22 protein-coding genes are annotated in these 22805 nt (G+C 57.8%); 10 read left to right on the top strand and 12 right to left on the bottom strand.

Annotation, left to right across the window (positions count from 1 at the left end):
- Positions 1-2: 2 nt before the first annotated feature.
- The 5 genes from hisF to hisB are packed head-to-tail and all read right to left on the bottom strand — an operon-like array spanning position 3 to position 3712.
- Complete coding sequence (hisF, locus tag GWA01_RS00840; protein ID WP_146793091.1) at positions 3-764, bottom strand: imidazole glycerol phosphate synthase subunit HisF; 762 nt, start codon at positions 762-764, stop codon at positions 3-5.
- Entirely contained in the window at positions 758-2104 is a 1347-nt protein-coding gene (hisA, locus tag GWA01_RS00845) for a 1-(5-phosphoribosyl)-5-[(5-phosphoribosylamino)methylideneamino]imidazole-4-carboxamide isomerase (RefSeq protein ID WP_186819414.1), read from the bottom strand. Before hisA ends, hisF begins: the two co-directional genes overlap by 7 nt.
- Positions 2101-2739, bottom strand: coding sequence for an imidazole glycerol phosphate synthase subunit HisH (hisH, locus tag GWA01_RS00850; RefSeq protein WP_146793095.1), 639 nt, complete (start codon positions 2737-2739; stop codon positions 2101-2103). Before hisH ends, hisA begins: the two co-directional genes overlap by 4 nt.
- Entirely contained in the window at positions 2724-3113 is a 390-nt protein-coding gene (locus tag GWA01_RS00855; protein ID WP_146793097.1) for a hypothetical protein, read from the bottom strand. The genes hisH and GWA01_RS00855 overlap by 16 nt, the downstream gene beginning before the upstream one ends.
- Complete coding sequence (hisB, locus tag GWA01_RS00860; RefSeq protein ID WP_228118258.1) at positions 3110-3712, bottom strand: imidazoleglycerol-phosphate dehydratase HisB; 603 nt, start codon at positions 3710-3712, stop codon at positions 3110-3112. Before hisB ends, GWA01_RS00855 begins: the two co-directional genes overlap by 4 nt.
- 175 nt (positions 3713-3887) lie before the next feature.
- Here hisB and GWA01_RS00865 point away from each other — a divergent pair, with 175 nt between their 5' ends.
- From GWA01_RS00865 to GWA01_RS00875, 3 genes are read left to right on the top strand one after another with little or no spacing between them, the layout of a single operon-like run.
- Positions 3888-4490, top strand: coding sequence for a nitroreductase family protein (locus tag GWA01_RS00865; protein ID WP_146793099.1), 603 nt, complete (start codon positions 3888-3890; stop codon positions 4488-4490).
- Between the two features lie 3 nt (positions 4491-4493).
- The gene (gene ubiM, locus GWA01_RS00870) at positions 4494-5678 is read left to right on the top strand and encodes a 5-demethoxyubiquinol-8 5-hydroxylase UbiM (protein WP_146793101.1); all 1185 of its coding nucleotides are present in this window, start codon (positions 4494-4496) and stop codon (positions 5676-5678) included.
- A gap of 30 nt (positions 5679-5708) precedes the next feature.
- Positions 5709-6719 (top strand): zinc-binding alcohol dehydrogenase family protein, encoded by a 1011-nt coding sequence (locus GWA01_RS00875; RefSeq protein WP_146793103.1) that lies wholly within the window; start codon positions 5709-5711, stop codon positions 6717-6719.
- 6 nt (positions 6720-6725) lie between these two features.
- On the opposite strand, the gene GWA01_RS00880 is transcribed toward GWA01_RS00875, so the two are convergent.
- The 4 genes from GWA01_RS00880 to GWA01_RS00895 all read right to left on the bottom strand — a co-directional run bounded on the left by GWA01_RS00880 (position 6726) and on the right by GWA01_RS00895 (position 12361).
- Entirely contained in the window at positions 6726-8204 is a 1479-nt protein-coding gene (locus tag GWA01_RS00880) for a glycosyltransferase family 2 protein (protein ID WP_146793105.1), read from the bottom strand.
- 15 nt (positions 8205-8219) lie between these two features.
- Complete coding sequence (locus GWA01_RS00885) at positions 8220-8708, bottom strand: hypothetical protein (protein ID WP_146793107.1); 489 nt, start codon at positions 8706-8708, stop codon at positions 8220-8222.
- A gap of 90 nt (positions 8709-8798) precedes the next feature.
- The gene (locus tag GWA01_RS00890; protein WP_146793109.1) at positions 8799-11165 is read right to left on the bottom strand and encodes a DUF3772 domain-containing protein; all 2367 of its coding nucleotides are present in this window, start codon (positions 11163-11165) and stop codon (positions 8799-8801) included.
- A gap of 122 nt (positions 11166-11287) precedes the next feature.
- Positions 11288-12361, bottom strand: a complete 1074-nt coding sequence (locus GWA01_RS00895) for a quinone-dependent dihydroorotate dehydrogenase (RefSeq protein ID WP_146793111.1) — start codon at positions 12359-12361, stop codon at positions 11288-11290.
- A 64-nt stretch (positions 12362-12425) separates the two neighbouring features.
- Between GWA01_RS00895 and GWA01_RS00900 the strand changes: the two genes are divergently transcribed.
- The gene (locus GWA01_RS00900) at positions 12426-12641 is read left to right on the top strand and encodes a hypothetical protein (RefSeq protein WP_146793113.1); all 216 of its coding nucleotides are present in this window, start codon (positions 12426-12428) and stop codon (positions 12639-12641) included.
- A gap of 5 nt (positions 12642-12646) precedes the next feature.
- Here GWA01_RS00900 and GWA01_RS00905 read toward each other — a convergent pair whose 3' ends face one another.
- Together GWA01_RS00905 and GWA01_RS00910 are read right to left on the bottom strand one after the other, a co-directional pair.
- Positions 12647-13495, bottom strand: coding sequence for a sugar phosphate isomerase/epimerase family protein (locus GWA01_RS00905; protein WP_146793115.1), 849 nt, complete (start codon positions 13493-13495; stop codon positions 12647-12649).
- A 4-nt stretch (positions 13496-13499) separates the two neighbouring features.
- Complete coding sequence (locus GWA01_RS00910; protein WP_146793117.1) at positions 13500-14309, bottom strand: alpha/beta fold hydrolase; 810 nt, start codon at positions 14307-14309, stop codon at positions 13500-13502.
- Positions 14310-14421: 112 nt separating this feature from the next.
- Between GWA01_RS00910 and dusB the strand changes: the two genes are divergently transcribed.
- From dusB to hflX, 6 genes are read left to right on the top strand one after another with little or no spacing between them, the layout of a single operon-like run.
- Complete coding sequence (dusB, locus tag GWA01_RS00915) at positions 14422-15501, top strand: tRNA dihydrouridine synthase DusB (protein WP_146793119.1); 1080 nt, start codon at positions 14422-14424, stop codon at positions 15499-15501.
- A gap of 51 nt (positions 15502-15552) precedes the next feature.
- Positions 15553-16278, top strand: coding sequence for a helix-turn-helix domain-containing protein (locus tag GWA01_RS00920; RefSeq protein ID WP_229316017.1), 726 nt, complete (start codon positions 15553-15555; stop codon positions 16276-16278).
- On the top strand, positions 16275-18644 hold the full coding sequence (locus GWA01_RS00925) for a sensor histidine kinase NtrY-like (RefSeq protein ID WP_146793121.1): 2370 nt from the start codon (positions 16275-16277) through the stop codon (positions 18642-18644). Before GWA01_RS00920 ends, GWA01_RS00925 begins: the two co-directional genes overlap by 4 nt.
- Entirely contained in the window at positions 18634-20025 is a 1392-nt protein-coding gene (gene ntrX, locus GWA01_RS00930) for a nitrogen assimilation response regulator NtrX (RefSeq protein WP_146793123.1), read from the top strand. Before GWA01_RS00925 ends, ntrX begins: the two co-directional genes overlap by 11 nt.
- A gap of 55 nt (positions 20026-20080) precedes the next feature.
- Positions 20081-20341, top strand: coding sequence for an RNA chaperone Hfq (hfq, locus tag GWA01_RS00935; RefSeq protein ID WP_186819481.1), 261 nt, complete (start codon positions 20081-20083; stop codon positions 20339-20341).
- Positions 20328-21635, top strand: coding sequence for a GTPase HflX (hflX, locus tag GWA01_RS00940; RefSeq protein WP_228118261.1), 1308 nt, complete (start codon positions 20328-20330; stop codon positions 21633-21635). The genes hfq and hflX overlap by 14 nt, the downstream gene beginning before the upstream one ends.
- On the opposite strand, the gene GWA01_RS00945 is transcribed toward hflX, so the two are convergent.
- Complete coding sequence (locus GWA01_RS00945; protein WP_146793130.1) at positions 21608-22789, bottom strand: OpgC family protein; 1182 nt, start codon at positions 22787-22789, stop codon at positions 21608-21610. The genes hflX and GWA01_RS00945 overlap by 28 nt on opposite strands.
- Between the last annotated feature and the right edge of the window lie 16 nt (positions 22790-22805).

Consider the following 22805-nt stretch of genomic DNA (forward strand, 5'->3'; position numbering starts at 1 on the left):
CTTTATTCCCCAAGCCTGACCGGTAGACCGGCCTCATTTAGTGCAGCTTTGACCTCTCCCACCTGGAATTGGCCAAAATGGAAGACGCTGGCAGCCAGAAGCCCGCTGGCACCTGCTTTTGCACCTTCCACAAAATGTTCAAGTTCGCCAACACCACCGGAAGCGATCACGGGGATCGTCACGGCGGCGCAAACAGCGTCGAGAAGATCCAGGTCAAAGCCGGAGCGGGTTCCGTCTCGATCCATGCTGGTGAGGAGGATTTCGCCTGCGCCAAGATCCTGCATCTTTCTGGCCCATGTAATGGCATCAAGGCCGGTGGGCTCTCGGCCCCCTTTGGCATAGACTTCCCAGCCGCCACGCTCGTTTGAGCGCGCGTCGATGGCTACCACGACGCATTGGCTTCCAAATCGCTCAGCCGCTTCAGCAATCAGTTCCGGACGCTTTATCGCGGCGGAATTGACGGCGCATTTGTCTGCACCTGCCAGCAGCAGGCGGCGCATGTCATCGCAGGTTCTGACACCACCGCCAACGGTTAGCGGCAGGCATATGGCTTCTGCAGTGCGGCGGACGACATCCAGAATGGTATCGCGGTTTTCAACGCTCGCCGTGATGTCCAGAAATGTCAGTTCGTCTGCGCCCGCCGCATCATAGAGTTTTGCCTGTTCGACAGGATCACCGGCGTCACGCAGGGAAACGAAGTTCACGCCTTTGACCACGCGCCCGTCCTTGACGTCCAGGCAGGGGATGACGCGGAGCTTCAGCATGAGCCAAGCACATTCAGGGCGTCTTCAAGGGAGATCCGTCCGTCATACAGGGCACGTCCTACAATAACGCCTGTGATACCTGGAACATCACGGGCAATGTTGCGCAGAGCCTGAAGGTGCGACAGTTCGCCCACGCCTCCAGAGGCAATGACGGGGATGGAGAGGCGCCGTGCGAGATCGGCCGTCTGGTCCAGATCGAGGCCGGCGAGCATGCCATCACGGGTGATTTCCGTGAAGATTACGGCGGCAACGCCGGCATCTTCCATGCGCAACGCGAGATCGGTCGCTTCTAGTTCGGATACTTCGGCCCAGCCCTCGGTTGCGACACGGCCCATGCGCGCATCGATGCCTGCGACGATGCGCCCGGGATATGCACGCGCGGCCTGACGCACGAGGTCCGGGTCTTTTACGGCGACAGATCCGAGGATAACGCGTGACACGCCAGCCTCAAGCCAGCGGTCAATGGCTGCCATGTCACGGATACCGCCGCCCAACTGAACGGGAAGATTTGTTGCCGCGACAATGGCCTCGATAGCCGGAATATTGGTGGAACGGCCAGCAAAGGCCCCGTTCAGGTCCACGACGTGCAGATGGCGGCAGCCTGCCTCTTCGAACATCCGTGCCTGAGCGGCGGGATCATCGGAATAATGCGTGGCATCTTCCATTTCGCCGCGGCGCAGGCGCACACAGGCGCCATCTTTCAGGTCGATCGCAGGATAGAGGGTCAGGCCTGCGTCTTGGCTAGCAGCAGGAGCTGGTGCCGGGGAGCTTCCAGAGTCCGGTAGTGCGATATTGGACTGCCAGCGGGCTGCTTCGTGCTCGCCAGCGAGTAGCTTTGACAGGAAAAGTCCGCGCACTGTCTGGCCTCCGATCCGTGCATAATATGGGTGGGTGCCCCAGTGCTCGAAACCGAGCGAGCGGAACAGCCCGATAGCGGTGGCGTGCGTTTCTCGCACGTCGCAATTGACGACTTTGCAGCCAAGGCTGCGAGCCCCCTGAAGCATGGCCTTCACGAGAGCCCGGCCGAGGCCGCGCCCGCGGGCATAAGGGGCAACGAAAAAGCCCGTTATGTTGGCTGTGGCTGCATGGGCTTCATAGCTGGCTGGCGGCCGCACGACCTGACCCGCCCCACAGATGACGCCTTCGTCGCGCACAACATAGAGGCTGCGTTCAGGGACGAGCAGGAGCCCTTCGAAATAACGCGCAAGCGCCTGATTGCCGGGCGGCTGCACCCAGCCGAAACCGCCGCCATCCAGAATTCCGGCCGTTGTGGCCTCGATCAGGTTTTCCAGATCGTCAGGGGAGAAATGCGAGGTGATGCGCTCGCAGGTAACGCTCATTTTTCCCACCTCAGGAAATTGCCCATGATTGTCAGGCCTACAGACTGGCTTTTTTCGACGTGGAACTGTGTTCCGCAACGGTTCCCGCGCGCCACGATTGCGGGCACCTGCGCGCCATAATTTGCAGATGCCACCAGGTCATCCGCAGCCCCGTCATGCAGGGCGTAGGAGTGAACGAAATAGCCATGCATTCCCGGCGTCAGGCCTTTGGTCAGAAGATGGGCGCCCGGCTCGAAATCGAGTGTGTTCCAGCCCATATGTGGCAACCGGAGACCGGCATCCGCAGCTTCGTCCATGCGTCGTATATGGCCCGGGATCCAGCCCAGCCCTTCTGTGCGTCCATGTTCAAGGCCGTATTCACACATCAACTGCATACCGACGCAGATCCCTAGGAAAGGGGTGCCATTTGCCGTTGCGGTTTCCAGTGTGGAGCGCAGATCTGCTCCCAGACCTGCTGCGCAGTCTGCAAAGGCTCCCTGGCCAGGCAGGATCAGGCGATCCGCATTGAGGATGGCATCTGCATCGCGGGTGATCGTGACGTCTGCGCTGATGTCACTCAGGCTGGCGGCTTTGCGCGCAGCCTGAGCGGCGGAGGCGAGGTTGCCGCCATTATAATCTATTACAACGACGCGCATGGGAGCTCCGGTGGTGTGGCGGTAGGCTTCTGATGATCTAGCCAGCGCATAAGGGCCTGTGCCGGGCTGGTGGCAGCAACGGGCTGGCCGATCCTGTGACCGTTGATGCGCTGCTCCCACATTCGGATTTCAGGCGTGAAGGCCGAGAGCGTGACGTGAAGTGCCGCGATCAGGACAAAATGCCAGTTTCCGGGGATCAGGACGCCCAGAAGAATTGTCCCGGCTGCTGTAAGCAGTGCTGCGATCCATGCGCCGTGAAAAAGCAGCCCGAGCCATCCGAAAAGCAGCACACGCCAGGAGAAACCCTGACAGACCATTACCGGCAGTTTCTGGCCTGCGTGATCGGGGTCAATGCATGGGTAATAGAGTTTCACAGGACGCCCTTGGTGGAAGGGATCGCATTGCGCGCGCGGGGATCAACTGAGACTGCCATGCGCACGGCACGGGCAAAAGCCTTGAAAGCGCTTTCCGCGATGTGGTGGGCATTTGTGCCAGCCTTGCAGGTGAGGTGCAGCGCGACATGTGCAGACATGGCAAAGGCGCGGAAAAATTCCTCGAACAGCTCGGTATCCATTTCGCCGATCTTCTCGCGGGGGAAGGTTACGTTCCACGCAAGATAGGGGCGCCCCGAGATATCAATGACAGCCTCGCACAGCGCTTCGTCCAACGGGACGAGGGCGTGCCCAAAGCGCTCGATGCCGCGCTTGTCGCCCACAGCCTGACGAAATGCCTGCCCCAGAACGATCCCGACATCTTCCACAGTGTGGTGGCCGTCAATATGCAGGTCACCCTTGACGTCGAGTTCCAGATCCAGGCCGCCATGTTTGGCAAGGGCTGTGAGCATATGGTCGAAAAAACCGATGCCACTCGTCAGTTGTGCGGTTCCATGCCCATCCAGGGACAGGGAAAGTGTGATGTCGGTCTCGCTGGTGGTGCGATGCAGACGGGCCTGACGGGGTTCGCTGATGCTCATGATGATCCTGCTACACCAGCGGGCGGCTGATTTCCACGCTGACCTGAAATGAAATGGGCCAAAAGTCGCGCGCAAGGTGGACGAGTCCGGGTGTTCTGTCACCTCCCGTCATGCCGGGAACTGCCAATTTTCTATCCCCCTTGGCGTCGCGCCTGTATCGCGCCATATCTTGAGAATGGCACATCATCATTCCCCACTCGATGTTCTTCTCTCCCGCGCTTCGACGGACAGCCTCGTTGAGCCTCCGCCGAAGGGAGATCAGCTCCGCACCATCCTGTCGACAGGATTGCGGGCACCGGACCACGGGAAGCTGCGACCTTGGCGATATACCGTGATCAAGGGCAAGCATCGTGAGGCGTTTGCTGACCTTGTGCTGGAAGCCATGGAGCGTCAGGAGCCTGATGCCCCCAAGGCCAAGCGGGAGAAGCGTCATCATCGCTTTTCGACCATGCCTGCGATCATCGCCCTTGGAATGCATATCCGCCACGATCACAAAATCCCGGTCATCGAGCAGGAAATGACGGTGGCTGCGGGGGCCATGAACGTGTTGAATGCGCTCCACGCCGAGGGTTTTGGCGGCATGTGGGTAACGGGGCCTTTCTGTGAGGATCGTGTCCTTCTGGATGCGCTTGGCCTGCCGGAGCCGGGTCGCATAGCCGGGTTCATATTCGTGGGTACGCCGGAGAAGGTCATCGAAGACCGCAAGCGCCCGGATATCGACGATTATTTTGCCATCTGGAAAGGCGAAACCATAGTTTTCGGTGCGGACGCCGACTGAGCCATGCGCTATGATGCGATTATTGCCGGTGGGGGGCCAGTTGGCCTTGCCTGTGCCATTTCTCTTGCCCGCGACGGCCGTAAGGTTTGCGTGGTCGAGCGTTCATCGGTCGATGTTCTAGCGAATCCACCATTCGATGGCCGGGAGATCGCACTAACGCATCATGCGTCTAACTGGCTGAAGGGTGTCGGGGCCTGGGATCAGATTCCACAAGCCTCCATTTGCCCGATGCATACGGCCCGTATCGAGACCGGCGCGGCAGGTGGGGCACCGCTTCTTTTTGATGCTCCTGCAACGGGTCCTGATGCGCTGGGGCATCTGGTTGCCAATCATTTGATCCGGCGTGCGCTGTATCGTGTGGCGGCCACGGTGCCGGGTCTAGAGATTCGCGCGGGACAGGGCATTGATACGGCACGCCATGATGCACGTATGGCTCAGGTCACGCTGGCAGATGGAAGCGTTCTGGAAGCTGATCTCCTGATTGCGGCCGATGGTCGTTTTTCTCGCCTGCGGGATGCGGCGGGCATTGGTGCGATCGTTCATGATTTCCAGCGCAGCATTCTTGTGTGCCGCATGCATCACCCTGCAGGCCATGCCAACACGGCGCTTCAGTGGTTTGACGAAGGGCAGACGATCGCATTGTTGCCTATCGCACCTGATGGCAGGGACGGTGCTTCGTCCTCACTGGTCCTGACGCTTGAGAACGATGAGATCGCGCGCCTGAAAACGCTGGATGAGGACGCATTCAACGCGGAAATTACGGCGCGTACTCACGAGCGTATGGGCCAGATGACGCTGGAAAGTCCACGCTGCGTTTATCCATTGAAGGCGGTTTACGCGCATCGTTTTCATGCGCCAAGGTTTGCGCTGATCGGTGATGCTGCTGTTGGCATGCATCCCATTACGGCTCATGGTTTCAACCTTGGGCTCAAAGGGCAGGAAACTCTGGCGCGTGCGATTGCTGACGGTCCTGGGGATGCGGGGGCGCCCTCCGTTCTGGCGCATTTCGCCCGGGTGCATCGTGTGGCCACCGCACCGTTGTTTGCTGCAACCAACACAATTGCGACTGTCTATACGCGTGACGAGGCACCTTTTCTGGCTGCGCGAAAGCTCGGGCTGGCCTTGGCCAACCGTCTGCTGCCATTCAAGAGTGCCGTGACGGACATGCTTATGGACCGTCATTCCTGATCTGTAGTTTCTGAGAAGAGGACGTCCTTCATGAAGGCATTCGGACATCTGCGCGCCACGCGTCTTGATGAAAGTGACGCGCTTGTCGAATTTGACATTCCTGTGCCCGAGCCTGGTCCGCGGGATGTTGTGGTGGAAATATCGGCGGTTTCCGTCAACCCGGTGGATACGAAGCTTCGCTCCCTTGCGCCTCCCGACGGTCAGCCGCGTGTACTCGGTTATGATGCTGTAGGGCGTGTTGCTGCGGCCGGTGGTCAGGTACGGGGTTTTCGAGCCGGAGACCGGGTTTTCTATTCAGGGAGTGCGCAGCACAATGGTAGTAATGCGCGGTTTCAGGCGGTTGATGAACGGGTGATCGCGCGTGCCCCGGAAAGTCTGACGGATGTTGAGGCAGCGGCTCTCCCACTTACAGCCCTTACGGCGTGGGAACTGCTTTTTGAGCGTCTGGGTCTGCGTCTGGGAGAAATGGATAATCAGGACGCCATCCTGATCATCGGTGGGGCAGGCGGCGTGGGCTCTATCCTTACGCAGATTGCGAGACGGCTGACAGGCCTGACTGTCATTGTTACGGCATCGCGGCCGGAGACGGTCGAGTGGTGTCAGAGTATGGGGGCCCATCATGTTATCAATCACAGGCGCCCGCTTGATCAGGAACTCAAGCGCATAGGCATTCCTCAGGTCCGTTATGTTGCAGGGCTGAATGGTACGGGTCAGCATCGGGACGCTATCGTGCAGGCATTGGCGCCTATGGGCGCGCTCGCGATGATCGATGATCCGGGTGAATTTGATATTATGCCCTTCAAGCGCAAATCTCTCTCCGTTCATTGGGAGTACATGTTTGCACGTCCAATGTTCCAGACGCCTGACATGGCGGTTCAGGGGCGCATTCTCGCTCAGGTCGCGTCACTGGTGGATGCCGGGCTTCTGAAGACAACCCTGCATTCAGAAGGAGGCGCCATCACGCTTGAAAACCTGAAAAAAGCTCATGCCCTGATGGAAAGTGGCAAGGGTATCGGCAAGATGGTGCTGAGTGGTTTCTGAAGCTTTTCAGAGAATGTAGCGAATGAGGACGCCGAGTCGGGATTTCAGCATTTTAGCGTCCTCTTCAGACATCGCAGATAGCAGAATAGGTAAGCAGGCGATTGTCTTACGCATGTCTTCTCGCGCCAGGCGCGCAATGGCCGGAATGGTAATGGGCTTTGAGAGTGCGCGGCGGAGAAAGGTCAGGAAGGGTGAATTGTATAATTTTATTATGATCTCGCCTCGGTCAAAAGTACGAACGCGGAAAAGCTCCCATTCCTGTATTTTACGCCGGTCTGCGATAACGGCCCCCCCATGCGGTAATGGCATGGCCGTCAGATAGGTTTTATACGCGGCTTGCTGAAGGGCAAACAGGTCTGGGGAGGCAGTAGCTATCAATTCATAGCTAAGGTTTCCCAAGACTCTGGTGTCTTCATCTATGCGAAAATTTATGAGATTTCCTTCGCTATTGATGACAATCAGGAAAACCTTTTTTTTGATTTCTCCAATTTGAAGAGCCAGCAGTTGATGGCTGTTTTCTCCATCTTTGACGAGATGGATTGATCCATTGACGATATCAAGATCGTCCCCTTCCATGGGTTTGATGCCTAAAAGGCGTAACGCAGGCTCAGAGGGTGGCAAATGCGTGGCCTCGTTGAAATCCTCAATGTCCAGCGCATCCAGCGTGCGTGCGCATCCCTGTTCTACAGCACGACGAACCCAGTCCATGACAACGGTTGTGTGCTGGAAAGGGCGTGGATCATAAAGGTCATTATGATCACACTGCGTAAAGCCTTCTGGCCTTACGAGGATATCGGAGCGACGCCTGGCACGTTCCACATACTGCTCCATGCTGCGAAGCTGGTAATGCATGATTTTGGCCGTATTCCAGGCGGGAAGGCCCTGAGTTCTTCCAAGAGTTTCTGACCAGACAATGTCATGGCCATCTGGATTTACGTAGCGTCGGTCATTTTCAAAATAATGAAAATTGTTCCATTCCCCGCTCCAGCTTGCAGGTCTTACAAAGCTTTTGACATGCTGATTTACATAATGGTCAGGTAAATAATGGCGCGTGAATGCATAAAATGGTGGCATTATTGGCTTTATGACGTAGCCATTACTGCCATAATTGCACCAATTGATACCAACTGCCCCTACATCTTCGCCAAAGCCATTCAGGAACTCTTTTAGGTTTTTGTGACGGCAGAGGAGCAGGTATTCATCAGCATCCAACAAGCCGACCCAATCGAATTCATCTTGAAGACCGTTGAGCGCTATTGTGTAAGCAAGACGTTGCCGGTGCAGATGAGGATCAACGCTGTAATCGATTGCGTATATTCGGATATCGTGAAGTGTTGCGGTATCGCGCAGCAGGTCCAGCGTTCCGTCTTTTGATCCGTCATCAAACAGAATGAAAGTGTCAACGCCCGTCATTATATGCCAGCCGAGCCAGGCGAGGATATCAGGCGCCTCGTCCCGAAGAATGGCGACCAGGGAAACTTTCATATGTGCTGTGCTCGGCTATTGGTTGAAATGCGCCCGCAGAAGCGGTGTGGATGAAATGCACAGCATGATGAAACCGAACAGTGCCAGCACCTTGAGCATCAAAAACACGCCATGCTCGCACACTTCCCCATTTGTCGCCAACATCATGAATGGGTCAGGTTCAGGAAGATTGGTGTTCGGATCTTCAAGAAGTTCTCTCAGGGCATCGTCCCGGGCAGGCGCTCGCTCTGCACGCCGGCGGATTGTTTCTGCCGTTGAGATGCCTGCGCGCTCGTGTAGCGTGGCAACGTAATGATCAAGTGCATCGCGCTGATAGACGGTAGCGCCTTTCGATGAGCGATGACGCTGTGGCCCGGTGCCAAGAAAGGCAAGTGTCCTTAAGCGTGATGGAGTAAGTCCAAGGTAGATGGCAGCTTCGCGAAGCGATAGCGTTCGCGAGCGAACAGGCAGGTGGAAAAGCTGGCCTGTATTCTTCTTTCCAAAATTTCTGGTTGAAGTTGGCATCAGCCTGACCCCTGATTTTTTCACAGCATGTCAGAATAAATAAGCCCTGCCGGAAGAGCGAGTTCCGGCAGGATAGAAAAATATTCGCACTCAGGTTGTAGCGATTGCGATGTCCTCCGCGTGAAAACGACGAAATACGTCAAACAGGATCGCATCCTGAACACTTCCGCTCTCACGTACGGAGATGAGGTTTATGCCGAGTGTCATTGTCACGGCAGCGCTTCCAATAGCCGTTACCCGGACTTTTGGCGTGGGCGTGGACAGGACCTCGGGGCGTTTTGCCGCGACTTCGAGCAGCATGGCTCTGGCCTGATCAAGGTCAGCCGTGATGGGGACGGTGAAACTCAGTGTGAGTGCGGCTCCCGTGCTCCCCAGTGTCGCGTTCTTGACGTTCGTCGTGATGAACTGGGAGTTCGGAACGATCATCGTGGAGCCGTCGCTCAGTCCGATATTGGTGGCGCGTACGCTGATGCGTTTCACGTCTCCTCTGGTTCCGGCGATCTCCACAACATCCCCGACACGTACAGGCCGTTCAGCGAGCAGAATAATTCCCGAAACGAAATTCTGCACGATCGACTGCAGACCAAAACCGATACCAACAGAGAGTGCACTGACAACCCATGTCAGGTTCTTGATGGAGACCCCTGCTACGGAGAGCACGGTAAGTCCCACGATGATCCAGCTGCAATAGGTGAAGACGCTCAGGATAGAGGTCTGCGAACCGATATCCATTGTTGTGGTAGGGAACAGGCGGTCCCGCATCCAGTTGCGTGTCTGGCGGATAGCGTAATATGCGGCGATAAACAGCCCAATGCAGATCAGGACTGTATCCAGCGAGATTGGAATGCCTCGGATATTGCTGCCGGAAAACAGTAGGCCGAGACGACCAAAGATCGTCGCCAGATTAAAATCGCCTTCGCTTTGAACAATTGAGACCAGAATGAGCAGAAGCATGACATTGCCGATGCCTGACAGCACGACAGTCAGCTGAGAGAGGCGTCGTGGCCCGACGCCTAGCGGGACGAGGCGGCTCCCGAAGAAGCCTCGTGCACCAAGAAGGCGCTCAATGGCCTCGCGCCAGCACATTCCAAGCAATCCGACGATTGCGATGCCAGTCCCCAGGACCAGTAGCCAGCCATTGAGAGAAAAGGCGAAAGAGACGTAGCCGAGGACGATGGCAATGACCGTGACGAATGTCAGGAGGGTTGCGAGCCCCAGCACGGAAGGCGCCAGCAGACGCGTTTCGGCCTGTCGCCCGAGCCTACGACAGGTGCTTACGGTACTGATGGAGACAGCAAGGGCAAAAACGATTTCCAAGAGGACGGTCAGGGTGGGGCCGAAGACTTTCAGGCTCTGGAATGCGTGCAGCAGATCAAGGGCCAGAACGCCGCAGGCAAGCATCCAGTCCACGCCACGCAGGGCATGCCGGGCTTTGATGTCGTTGTTGGCCAGCAATCCGGCGCGGCCGAGTATCGGAAGTCCTGCGCCAAGAATGAAGCCGCAGACCGGCATGGTATCGCTGATGGTGGCCGCAATGGGCCCGCCATCACCGCCCATGGTGATCATTTCCCAGAGCAGCCAAAGAACTGGCGCGAGAATGGCACAGAGCATGCCCCCCGCTGTGATGGCCACAACGCCACTTGCGCGTGGGATTTCATTGTTATCTGTGGATGCAGGCAGAGCCTCGGGCTTCGCGCCGAGCCGACGCAGGCCGGCCAAAAGGGGATACGCCGTCAGCCCGGTGAGGATCAGGACCAGAAAGGTGCCGCCCAGAAGATAAGGCCAATCCGCCAGAACACCGTTATTTTCGACGGAAGACTGGTTCTCGGCTTTTTCCGTCACCAGTGCATGCCAGAAATGTGGCGCTATGGGCGAGGATGTCCGGCGGGAAAGGGTGGCCTGCTGGATGCGGCTGCGGCGGCCGTCAATGACAGTGCCAAGCTGCTTGGCTTGAAGTTCGTACAGACGCGCACGGACGAGCATCGATTTTACGCTTTGCGAATCTTTCTGCATCCGCTGGCGCTGGGCCGTGATTGAGGCGTCTTCATTTGCGGCAGGCTTGTCGCCCAAAACCTGAAGAAAAGACGAAATGATCGTGTCATAGGACTGTATCTGGCCAATGACGGCATGAGTGTCCTGCTGAATTGCCGAGACCTGTTTGGTCAGGTCGGCGAGCGCAATGTCTCCCATGGCCGGGTCAGCGCCGTTAAGCCTTTGAAAGATGTCGCGAACGGATTTCTGGTCAGTGTCGAGCTGGCGCCCTAGAGTCGGGGAGACGGAAGACCACCCCAGGGCATTATTGTCTGTGGCGGCGACCTTTCCCACGGGAGTTGACGCAGCAGGCGGAGTATCCGCCTGACTGGCACCGCCGCCAATCAGGGCAAGAGCCAGTAGCCCCGCAACCCAGAAACGGCCCTTACGGGCATTGTGCGAGGCACCTGTCCGTCTGTCTGTCATTCGTGATCCTTCCGCTATGCGTGTTCTGATGCGTGTAACGCAAACGGAGCGTCGGGCGGAGGGTTCGATCGAAATGAATCGATGGCGCCGTAAGGCCGCGCCATCATGAGGTGTGGAGCGGCTCAGGCTGGCAGGTCCACACCTTTCGCATCTGCAATGCTCTCAAAGCCCTGTTGGCGCATTGCTTCAAGAAGTTCACGCTTGATTCGGCCAAGGATTCCGGGGCCCTGAAGGACGAACGAAGAATAGATCTGCACCATATCCGCGCCCATGCGGATACGCTCCAGAATGTCCTGCCCGCTTTCGATGCCGCCGCAGGATATCAGGGCGATCCGCCCACGGTTAAGGTCGGATACGAGCTTGAGAACGTCGCGCGATCTTGGTGCGAGTGGGCGTCCGGACAGGCCTCCAGATTCATTTTGGTGCTCATGTCCAAGCTCATCAGGGCGTGCGAGCGTGGTGTTGGTCAGGATCAGCCCGTCTGCTCCGCCCTGAATGGCGGCTTCCAGAATTGGCTCGAATGATAAATCGTCCAGATCTGGAGAAAGTTTGACCAGAAGGGGTGGGCGCTCGGGGTTGCGCGTGTTGATGGCTGCGAGCAGGTCTCTCAGAGTATCGGCGGTCTGCAGATCACGCAGGCCGGGCGTGTTGGGCGAGGAGAGGTTGATCGTCACATAATCCGCATATGGGCGAACACGTGATACGAGCTCCGGGTAATCGCGCAGAGGGTCAGCGCCGATCTTGTTGATGCCAAGATTGACGCCTAGGGGCACGACTGAGCCGCGCGTACGGCCGTTGGGCATTGGGCGGTTCAGACGCGCAAGACGCTTGCAGAACTGGTTGATGCCGCAGCCATTGAAACCCATGCGATTGATGATCGCGCCATCTGAGGGCAGGCGGAACAGCCGGGGGCCAGGATTGCCGGGCTGGGGGCGTGGGGTCACGGTTCCGGCCTCGATATGGCCGAATCCAAGCTGGCCTAGTGAGCGGATCGCACGGGCGTTTTTGTCAAAACCCGCGGCCAGACCAATGGGGTTTGGAAAGCGCAGCCCGAGCGTGCGGGTGGCAAGGGCTGGCACGTCCTTGGGGGCTTTGCCGCCAAGGCCGAGAGCCAGGGAATGGATGGCGAGTTCATGGGCCGCCTCGGTGTCGAGGCGATGCAGGAGCGGCGTGGCCAGGTGTCCGATATCGATCATGAATTGCCTTGTAGCTTAAAACCAGTGCTTGGCGCAGGGGGAGGGACGCGATAGATGCGGAAGGATGTGGGACGAACCCTATCTCGAAACATGCTGTCGCTCGACTCTTCATCGCCTGCTTCTGTGCGAGGATGCCGGGCGTCCTTCCGGGCTGCGGGATCAGCCATGCCTTGAGCGTCTTGAACGTATGGGGTTATGCGCCCTGCGTTCTGATGGGCGCTTTGCCATTACTGACGCCGGGCTGGGTCGCCACCGTCAGGAAATTGGCCCTATAGACTAATCCGTTCAGCGCCCGGTCCAGGCTTTTTCCAGTCCGGCCCGGCTTGCGCGGATAACGTCCTTCAGATCTCGGTCGTAGAGGCTGTCAGGTACGTCGCTGGAAAAAATCTCCACCGTGCAGGCTCCGCGGAAACCCGCTTCGAAAGTGGCGCTCAACATGTCGTGCAACGGAATGCAGCCATCTCCGGGAATAAGGCGATCGGTGGTCGAGTAAGGGGTGCGCCAGTCACTGACCTGAAGCACGTTGATTTTTGATCCTGCCCGCCGGATGGCTGCACAGACATTGTCCTGCTGCCAGATGTTCCAGTAATCGAGACACAGACCCATCGCGCTGTGCCCGACACCATCAATGATGTCCATGGCCTGATCTATGGTCCAGATTGTGCTTTCCACGTTTACCGACGTGGGATTCAGCGGTTCCAGCGAGAGCGATACACCAAGGTCCTCAGCCAACGGACAAAGGGCGCGCAGGTGCTGGATCGTTTCATCCATGACCCTGTGTACGTTCCCATTCGGAGGTGCGCCGGTATTGGTGACAAAAAGCGTCCCCGGTGCGTAAGGCGCGAGCGTGCGGATGCTGTTTTCCAGTCTGAGAACACGCGCCTGGGTTTCTGCTGGTTCGGGGGCCATACGACTGCCGAAAAACGTCCGGACAGATGGCTGGACAGCGCTGATTTCCATCCCGCTTTCTTCTACCAGACGCATCTGGTCTTTGATGCGGGAAGGATCAAGCTTGGCCTCGCAGACCTCAATCGCCTCAACACCAAGCTCACGGTAGCGCGTGACGTCCTCTTCGAAAGTCCAAGGCTGCGTTGTGAATTCATTCATACCGAAGCGGAATGGGAAATCAGACATTTCGTCAGTCCTTCACGAAATCAATGACGGTTTCGTTGAATTTTTCGGTCTCGTCGATGAAGAGCATGTGCGCGCTGTCTTGGAAGCGCACGGCTCGGGCGTTGGGCATGTGTTCTGCAATCCAGGCAGGGCCTTCCGGATTCAGAACCGTATCCTTCTCGGCCACCAGAACCAGTGACTTTATCTGAAGCGTTGGGAGAAGGTCTCGCCAATCGTGGACTGTATGGTCTGCCATGAGTTCGCTGCGGGCATGTGCCGGGCTCTGTGCCATTTCGGCGAGCAGAAAATTCTGTTCGTCTTCAGGAATGGGATTGTTAAGGCAGCCCGCCAGATTGCCTTTGTCGAACTCCGTGGCATTGAGGAAAAGCTGCTGCTGAAGGTAGGTCAGGCCCGCCTGATCATAGCAGACGGCGTGCCCGAGCTTCCATTCTGGAGAAAAATACTGACGTGGGGTCTGCTGGACGAAAATCGCGTCCCGAACCCGTTCCTGCCCGAAAAGCTCCAGATATGACCAGATGACGGGGCAACCAAGAGACCACCCAAGCAACGTCACATCAGACAGATCCAGAGCCTGCAGCAGATCACGAAGATCTGCGGCCAGACGTGAGATGCGGTAGCCATGGTTAGGTTTGGCGGATTTGCCATGGCCGCGCAGGTCCATGGTGATGACGCGGACATGCCTGGAAATGGGGCCGATATTGCGATGGAAGAAGCGTCCGCTGAACGTCCAGCCGTGGATCATGATAAGGGGGCGGCCCTGGCCTTGCTCCTCATAATGAATATGGGTTCCGTCACTCGCCGTGATGTGCGGCATGGTGCTCTCCATGATTATGGTGTTGGGAGTGTTAGCGCATCGACTCCTTTAACGGTTTCGTGGAAAAGGAGCGTTTGCGCTTGGCGGCCAGCCTCGGTAAATTGAAACGGTCATGACCAGCACAGCCTTACCCGAAGCCCCCAACCGCGTTCTGCGGCCGATCGACCTTGGACGCGGGGTGATCATTGAAGATCCCGTCATCCTCGCGCCACTCTCTGGCGTGACGGATCTGCCGTTCCGTCAGCTTGCGAGAGATCTCGGAGCCGGGCTCGTCGTGTCTGAAATGATCGCGTCATGGGCGATGGTGCGTGAGAACGAGAACACCCTGCGCATGGCGCGCTCGGCCGAGCGCGGTCCGAACGCCGTGCAGCTTGCTGGCTGTGACCCCGAAGCTATGGCTAAAGCTGCGCAGATTGCGGTTGATGGCGGGGCAAACCTCATCGATATCAACTTTGGCTGCCCCGTGAAAAAAGTCGCTATCGGGCAGACGGCTGGTTCTGCCCTGATGCGCGATGAAATTCTGGCGGCGCGCCTTCTGGAAGCGACGGTGAACGCTGTGGACGTTCCAGTGACGCTCAAGATGCGTATGGGCTGGGATCACAACAGTCTTAATGCGCCCCGTCTGGCAAAGATCGCTGAAGAGAGCGGTATCAGGATGGTCACCGTACATGGGCGGACACGCCAGATGTTTTACAATGGTACCGCCGACTGGAAATTTGTGAAAACCGTAAAGGACGCTGTTTCCCTTCCGGTTATTGTCAACGGGGACATCAATTCCATTCGTGATGCCCGCATGGCATTACATCAGTCTAATGCGGATGGCGTGATGATCGGTCGTGGCTGTTATGGCCGTCCATGGTTCCCGGCGCAGGTGGCAGGCTCCCTGAAAACCGGGCAGGACGTTCCAGACCCGGATCTTGCCACCGAAAAAGCGATAGCCTTGCGGCATTACAGCATGATGCTGGATCATTTCGGGGAGCGCCCCGGGCTGCGTCTGGCGCGCAAGCATGTGTCCTGGTACTCGGCTGGTCTGCCTGGCTCCGCGACGTTTCGTTCTGCGGTCAATCGTATCGACAATGCGCCAGAAGTGGTGGCGCTTCTTGAAGCGTTCTATGATCGTCATATCGAGGCAGGGATCGTCCGTGATCGTGAGAGCGGGCCTGCTGCCAGCCTGTCGCGCGAAGCAGCGTGATGTGAGGACGCCAGGGTTGCCACATCGTCTGTTTCGTATTGGTCGCGCCGCGTGACGGCACGCCTTCCGGCACTTCCCGATCTCTCGGTCCGTCCGATGTTTCTCTATGGTGCCTCTCGCCTGGACCGGCAGGATGTGGCGCGGCGTCTGCACGCGCACAGTCCACGGGCGAGCGGACGCTTCGTCGTGGCTGCTCTCACGGCAATTCCCCGTGCGATGCGTGAGGAGGCGCTTTTTGGTGGCCGTGAGGCGGGATGGATTGAGCAGGCCAGAGATGGCACGCTTCTGCTGGACGAAATAGACTGCCTCTGCCCCTCTGTGCAGGAGCGTTTTATGGAACTGCTGGAGCATGCGGATCATGGCATCCGCCTGATCGCGGCAAGTCGGCATGATCCGCATCTGCTTTTGCGGCAGGGTGCTTTTGAGGCAGGTCTGCATCGCTGGTTCTCTGCTCTGGAGCCTTCCCAGAAGCTTGGCCCGGAGCGTATCAGCGCTGTCTGTCGTCTGCCGGGTGCGGGTAACGAGCGGCCAAGTGGCATTGCCCGTGCGCTCGAAAGACCTCTGGGCGAGTATCTTGAAACAGGTTTGGAAAATGGCGCCGGGGACCTGCATTCCTGTGTCATAGGCGAGGTTGAACGTCCTCTCATCACGATGGTACTGCGACGGACGAGCGGCAACCAGATCCGTGCGGCCGCCATACTTGGGCTGAATCGCAACACACTTCGAAAACGTATCCGTGAGCTGGACATAATCGTCCCGAAAGGTGGCGACGAGTGAAACGACCTTCCCTGCGGACCTTTCTGGTACGTCTGACCAGTGCCAACGGGGCGGTTCTCCTCACAGTCACGGCACTGATCCTCGCCTTCGCAACCTTCGTGGTCCTTGCGGGTGGGATGTCGCTGGCACATCTTCCGCAGCTTCAGGCAGTGGTCTTCCTTCTCGACTTCATCATGCTGATGCTTATCAGTGCGGCGGCTGTTGTGCAGATAGGGCGAATGGTTGCCGAACGCAGGCTTGGGCTTGCGGGGGCGCGTTTGCATGTGAGGCTGATCACGTTATTTGGCGTGGTCGCGGTTGCTCCAACCATCGTGGTGGGAGCGGTCGCAGCGCTGTTCTTCCATTATGGCGTGGAAATCTGGTTTTCGAACCGTGTGAACAATGCCCTGACGGAGGCACGTTCGGTCGCGGCAGGCTATCTGCGTGAGCATAACGACAACACCCGCACGGAAGCCTTTGCTTTCGCCAACACGTTGATCACTGCGCAGAACGACGAGATGTATGCGCACGGCACGGATCTTTTCCATGATCCGGCGCGTCTTCAGGTGCTTCTTGATGACGAAGTAACGGAGCGCGGCCTGTCAGACGCAGAAGTGTTTGACCCGCTTTCGAACAAGATCATCGCTTCAGGTGGCATTCTCGGCACGTCCGACATACCGCACTCGCTGCCGCCGAAATCGGTTGTGGAAATGGCAAAAGCTGCGGGAGACGCTGCGATCCTCGATCGCCCGGACGAGCATATTGTTCGTGCAGTGGTGGCTCTTGGAGGCAATTCAGGCCTCTGGCTGGTCATCACCCGTCCTGTGGATCCAGAAGTAGTTCATCATATGCAGCGTACAGATACGTTAGTGGCGGATTATCAGCGAATGATCGCCAATCGGGCCAAGACGCAGATCACGTTCGTGGTTATTTTCGCGTTGATGGGCCTGCTCGTTTTGGCTGTAGGAATGCTGACGGGCCTCTCGCTCGCCAATCGTATTGCTCATCCGCTCGGCCTGCTGATTTTGGCGTCCCGGCGCATTTCTGAGGGTGATCTGGCCGTACGTGTTCCCGTGCCAGAAGGGACGCGTGGGGGCCGTGACCGCGATGATGAAGTGACGGCACTTTCACGAGCGTTCAACCGGATGACGGACCAGCTTGAGAGCCAGAGGTCTGAGCTCATGGTCGCATACGATCAGATTAACGAGCGCAGACGTTTTACCGAGACGGTTCTGGCGGGCGTCTCCGCGGGTGTGATCGGTTTGGATCGTGGGCAGGTACTTGAGCTACCAAACCGTGCGGCATCTAATGTGTTGCAGCGGGATCTGGTACCTCAGATCGGAACCCAGCTTGCGCTTTGTGTGCCGGAATTTGCAGGGCTTCTGGAAGCCGCGCATCAGGATCCTGAGCGCGTTCATACAGACGAGATCCAGGTTGATACCGATGGCGCCCAGCGGCCCGGTGGTCCCGGAGATGGCGTGGGTGCAGGTGCTGGCCGCACATTGCTTGTCCGCGTGGTGGCCGAACTTCGCGGCAGCGACGTTGCGGGGTACGTGGTGACATTCGACGATATCACGGCACTGCAGTCTGCACAGCGCAAGGCGGCATGGGCGGATGTAGCCCGGCGCATTGCACATGAGATCAAAAACCCATTAACGCCGATCCAGCTTGCTGCAGAGCGTCTGAAGCGCCGGTTTCTCAAGGAAATACAGAGCGATCCAGAAATCTACGCCCAGCTGGTGGATACGATCGTCCGTCAGGTTGGGGACATTGGCCGCATGGTCGATGAATTCTCGGCATTTGCGCGCATGCCCCAGCCAGTTATGGAGACGCAGGATTTCTCCCGTCTGTGTCGTGAGGCGCTTGTATTGCAGCGTAATGCGCATCCGGAAATCATCTACGAAACAGTCGGGCTGCCCCCGATAGGACCTATGATACATTGCGACAGGCGCTTGATTGGGCAAGCACTGACCAATCTTCTACAAAATGCGTCAGACGCGATTGCCATGACAAACCGCGGAAAAGCGCGAGAAACGGGCGATGGCGAGACATTGTTGCCCGTAGGTCACATTGTGATGGGGTTGCACATTCATGAAGGGCGTGTCCTGCTAGAGATAGAAGATGACGGGGTTGGTCTTCCGGTTGGTGAACGCCACCGCCTGACTGAACCCTATGTGACGCACAAGGCGAAGGGCACAGGCTTGGGTCTTGCGATTGTCAAGAAGATCATGGAGGACCATTCCGGGATGCTTCAGCTTGCCGATCGGCAACCCGATCCGTCCACAGGACGGCGGGGAACGCTCGTCACGCTCTCGTTGCCATTGGCAGAACGAGAGACCGAGGAAGAAGATAAGCGTCGCACAATGAGGGTTGAAGATGGAACATGAGATCCTGATCGTCGACGACGAGCCGGACATTCGGTTCCTCGTCGAAGGTATCCTGAACGACGAAGGGTACAAGACACGTACAGCTGCCAATTCTGATCAGGCATTGGCTGCTTTCCGGACGAATCGCCCATCGCTGGTCATTCTCGATATCTGGATCCAGAACTCCAAGCTGGACGGCATCGAGTTGCTCAAGATCATGCAGGCTGAGGAGCCGGGTATCCCCATCCTCATGATCTCCGGGCATGGCACCATTGAGACTGCTGTCGCGAGCCTACGTCACGGCGCGTATGATTTCATTGAGAAGCCCTTCCAGTCGGACAGGCTTCTGGTGGTTGTCCAGCGCGCCCTCGAAGCGGATCGCTTGCGCAGAGAGAATGCCGAATTGCGGATGAGGGCGGGTTCTGAAGCCTCCTTGTTTGGGGATGGCCCGACGATTGCAGCCATCCGGTCTCAGATTGATCGGGTTGCGCCAACGAATTCGCGTGTCCTCATCACGGGGCCAGCAGGCTCTGGTAAGGAAGTGGCTGCGCGGATGCTTCACGCACGCTCGCGCCGTGCGGAGGGGCCGTTCATTGCACTGAACTGTGCAACGCTTGCGCCAAACCGCTTCGAAGAGGAGCTGTTTGGTCTTGAAGGCGAGAACGGTCAGCCCATGCGCCGGGGCGTGTTGGAGCGGGCGCATCGGGGTACGTTGCTGCTTGATGAAGTGGCGGATATGCCTCTGGAGACACAGGGCAAGATTGTCCGTGCCCTTCAGGACCAGACATTCGAACGCCTTGGCGGGACCACCCGCGTGAAGGTGGATGTCCGGGTCATGGCGACTACGAACCGTGATCTGCAGACAGAAATTATCGGGCAGCGTTTTCGCGAGGATCTGTATTACCGTCTGGCTGTGGTGCCTTTGCGTATCCCGTCCTTGCGGGAGCGTCGGGAGGATATTCCCGGCCTTGCACGCCACTTTCTGGAACGGTGTGCATCGTCCGCCGGGCTTCCCTTACGGGAGCTTTCCGTAGATGCGCTTGCGGCCTTGCAGGCATATGAGTGGCCCGGAAATGCGCGCGAACTGCGCAATTTGATGGAACGGATGCTCATCATGATGCCGGGCAATAGCAACGATCCCATCCGGGCCGATATGCTGCCAACGACCATCAGCCAGGGTGCCCCGTCCATGACGCGGCTCAACTCAGGCGCTGATGTGATGAGCCTGCCACTGCGTGAGGCGCGGGACCTGTTCGAGACGCAGTATCTTCAGGTCCAGCTTTTGCGTTTTGGTGGTAACATCAGTCGGACGGCGAATTTCGTCTGCATGGAGCGCAGTGCGTTGCATCGCAAGCTCAAGCAGCTTGGGGTGACACAAGATGACCGTTCGCAGATCGGATGAGCGGTCATCCAATTTCCTTCCAGTTTCTCCAGACCGGTGAATTGATACCACAGTGATTTCAGACCTTCCGTCTTCTGCCGATCCAACGGGCGTGCAGGAGGTATTTTTAAACCATCTGCGTCAGTCGGAAGCACCGGTCACGGTGTTTCTCGTCAATGGCGTAAAACTTCAGGGGGTTGTGGCCCAGTTTGACGGCCAGACCCTTCTGCTGCGGCGCGACGGGCACGTTCAGCTCGTTTACAAGCATGCCGTCAGCACAATCATGCCGGTGGCCACGATGCCCCGATTTATGGAAAGCGACATTGAGCGGATTTGAAACTGCAAGGCCCGCGACACGGGCTGCCGTTATTCTCCCATGGGAAAAAGCCAGTCCGCAGGAAGAAATCCGCGCAGCGGATGCCAGGCTTGAGGAAGCCGTTGGGCTGACTGCCTCCATTGGTCTCGTCGTTGTTCGGAAGGCTGCCATTCTTCTGCGTGCCCGTCGTCCTGCAACTCTGCTGGGTAGCGGTCAGGTGGAGCAGCTTGCAGAAGCCGTAAAGCTGGATCAGGTCGATGTGGTGGTCATGGACGCCCGTCTTTCACCTGTGCAGCAGCGTAATCTGGAAAAGGCGCTTGGATGCAAGGTGGTGGACCGGACGGGCCTCATCCTTGATATTTTCGGCGCGCGTGCAGCGACGCGTGAGGGTGTGCTTCAGGTTGAGCTGGCTCATCTGGAATATCAGCGCTCCCGCCTTGTTCGTCTGTGGACCCATCTTGAGCGCCAGCGCGGAGGCTTTGGCTTTCTGGGTGGGCCGGGTGAAACGCAGATTGAAGCGGATCGCCGGATGCTTGATGAGCGTCTGGTCCGCCTTCGCAAGGATCTGGATCAGGTCCGGCGCACCCGAGGTCTGCATCGTGATGCCCGCAGGCGCGTCCCGTTTCCGATCGTTGCGCTCGTTGGCTACACCAATGCGGGCAAGTCCACGCTGTTCAATGCGCTGACGGGGTCTTCCGTGCATGCACAGGACCAGCTTTTCGCAACGCTGGACCCTACGATGCGTGGCCTGCGGCTGCCATCGGGACGGCAGATCATCCTGTCAGACACTGTTGGGTTCATCAGTGAACTGCCTACCGAGTTGATTGCGGCTTTCCGGGCTACTCTTGAAGAAGTCTCGGAAGCGGATGTCATTTTGCACGTGCGTGACATTGCTCATCCCGACAGCGCGGCTCAGCGCGCGGATGTTCTGGGTGTGCTGGATGGGATGGCACGCGATGGCATGATCGACGCTCAGTGGCCTGAGCGCACCATTGAGGTCCTGAACAAGGCAGATCTGGTTGGCGGAATAGAGGCTGTACCCAAACGCGATAATGCTGTCGCCATTTCGGCTATTACGGGCGAAGGGGTGGCTGATCTGTTCGAGGCGCTGGATCGTCAGCTCACGCGCAACATGCAGGTGCTGCAGGTGAGGCTCAGTGTGACAGACGGCGCAGCACTGGCGTGGCTGTATGATCATGGTGAAGTCATTGAGCGGCTGGATCAGGAAGACGGAATGGATGTTCATGTCCGTCTTTTTGCGGCTGATCGCAGTCGTTTCGAAATTCTTTATCCGGGCCGGCTTGCTGCAGCCTGACTATTCCGGGCCGCTTTTGCTTTTTGGCGAGAGCGGTCCAGCGGGACGGCAAGTACGAAGACGAGGGTCAGGCCCACAACGTTAATGATGATCTGAAGCGCGATACCCGTTCCGAAGCTTCCGAAAACAAGGCGACCCACCAGATCCAGCACAGTGCTGAATGAGAAAATTTCAAGAGAATTGCGCCCCAGCATGGCCAAGGCCTGTCCGAGTTTTCCGCCTGAAAAGCGTTTGAGCAGTTCGGAAGACTGCACAAGATAGAAAATGGAAAGAATATCCAGCAGGCGCCATGGAACGAGTGTGGATTTTCCGTTTGCTGCGGGGGCGGGAAACAGACGCAGGCTGGGTACGTGCCAGTATTCGTATGGGAAGCACAAAACGAACGCGCCTGCGAGATAAAGCCAGCAAAGCGTTCTTGCCCAGCGCTTGTAGGGCAGATCTCCGCCATGGCGCGAGGCCCAGAGCGCTCCCAGCACGCCAAGTGTGTAGAGAAACTGCCAGGCAAACGGGTTGAGATACCATCCGTTCGGGTCCAGCCAGTTTGGAATGGTGAGGCGCGGGTCAATATTTGAAACGGCCCAGATGGCAGCACTGATTCCGAACAGGACCCAGGCGCTTTCCTTCATGATCCGATAGATCAGGGGAAAAAGCGCCAGAAGGATAATATAGAGCGGCAGGATGTTCAGATAACTTGGTAGCGCATCAAATGTCAGAATGCGCCAGAGCCAGCCATATCCATGGGCAAGTTGGGGCTCGAGGATATATTCAGGGACAGGTTCGTAATGCCGCCAGTGCCGGACTGTCCATACGAACACGAGCGTCATTGCCGTTTGGTAGAAATAGAGTCTGCCACATCGGCCTGCGATGCGCTTGATTCCGGTGCTCCAGCCCTGTCTGTCTATCAGGCGCCCATAGGCCAGAAAGGACGCATACCCTGCGAGAAGGACGAATATTTCTGCGGCATCGGCAAAGCCGAAATTACGCATGGTGATGCGGTTGAGGAGATCATCCGGCACGTGATCGGCCAGCATCATGAGCAGTGCGGCCCCCCTGAGGGAATCTATTCGATGGTCACGGATCGTGCGGGGTATGGGGGAGGCAGCAGCGATGGATGCGGGACGTTCAGTCCGTTCGCCGCGGTCCAAGGGCGTCATGTTTGCGATCATGGGG

This window comes from Gluconobacter wancherniae NBRC 103581, from assembly GCF_007988885.1.
GTDB lineage: Bacteria > Pseudomonadota > Alphaproteobacteria > Acetobacterales > Acetobacteraceae > Gluconobacter > Gluconobacter wancherniae.

What these genes read in the sequence shown, in the direction of transcription:
- ubiM (WP_146793101.1), top strand. Translation starts at nt 4,494, where the DNA reads ATGCGCTATGATGCGATTATTGCCGGTGGGGGGCCAGTTGGCCTTGCC.
- GWA01_RS00890 (WP_146793109.1), bottom strand. Translation starts at nt 11,165, where the DNA reads ATGACAGACAGACGGACAGGTGCCTCGCACAATGCCCGTAAGGGCCGT.
- hisA (WP_186819414.1), bottom strand. Translation starts at nt 2,104, where the DNA reads ATGAGCGTTACCTGCGAGCGCATCACCTCGCATTTCTCCCCTGACGAT.
- GWA01_RS00900 (WP_146793113.1), top strand. Translation starts at nt 12,426, where the DNA reads ATGTGGGACGAACCCTATCTCGAAACATGCTGTCGCTCGACTCTTCAT.
- hisF (WP_146793091.1), bottom strand. Translation starts at nt 764, where the DNA reads ATGCTGAAGCTCCGCGTCATCCCCTGCCTGGACGTCAAGGACGGGCGC.
- GWA01_RS00880 (WP_146793105.1), bottom strand. Translation starts at nt 8,204, where the DNA reads ATGAAAGTTTCCCTGGTCGCCATTCTTCGGGACGAGGCGCCTGATATC.
- ntrX (WP_146793123.1), top strand. Translation starts at nt 18,634, where the DNA reads ATGGAACATGAGATCCTGATCGTCGACGACGAGCCGGACATTCGGTTC.
- GWA01_RS00910 (WP_146793117.1), bottom strand. Translation starts at nt 14,309, where the DNA reads ATGCCGCACATCACGGCGAGTGACGGAACCCATATTCATTATGAGGAG.
- dusB (WP_146793119.1), top strand. Translation starts at nt 14,422, where the DNA reads ATGACCAGCACAGCCTTACCCGAAGCCCCCAACCGCGTTCTGCGGCCG.
- hisH (WP_146793095.1), bottom strand. Translation starts at nt 2,739, where the DNA reads ATGCGCGTCGTTGTAATAGATTATAATGGCGGCAACCTCGCCTCCGCC.
- GWA01_RS00865 (WP_146793099.1), top strand. Translation starts at nt 3,888, where the DNA reads ATGGCACATCATCATTCCCCACTCGATGTTCTTCTCTCCCGCGCTTCG.
- GWA01_RS00875 (WP_146793103.1), top strand. Translation starts at nt 5,709, where the DNA reads ATGAAGGCATTCGGACATCTGCGCGCCACGCGTCTTGATGAAAGTGAC.
- hisB (WP_228118258.1), bottom strand. Translation starts at nt 3,712, where the DNA reads ATGAGCATCAGCGAACCCCGTCAGGCCCGTCTGCATCGCACCACCAGC.
- GWA01_RS00895 (WP_146793111.1), bottom strand. Translation starts at nt 12,361, where the DNA reads ATGATCGATATCGGACACCTGGCCACGCCGCTCCTGCATCGCCTCGAC.
- GWA01_RS00905 (WP_146793115.1), bottom strand. Translation starts at nt 13,495, where the DNA reads ATGTCTGATTTCCCATTCCGCTTCGGTATGAATGAATTCACAACGCAG.
- GWA01_RS00945 (WP_146793130.1), bottom strand. Translation starts at nt 22,789, where the DNA reads ATGACGCCCTTGGACCGCGGCGAACGGACTGAACGTCCCGCATCCATC.
- GWA01_RS00885 (WP_146793107.1), bottom strand. Translation starts at nt 8,708, where the DNA reads ATGCCAACTTCAACCAGAAATTTTGGAAAGAAGAATACAGGCCAGCTT.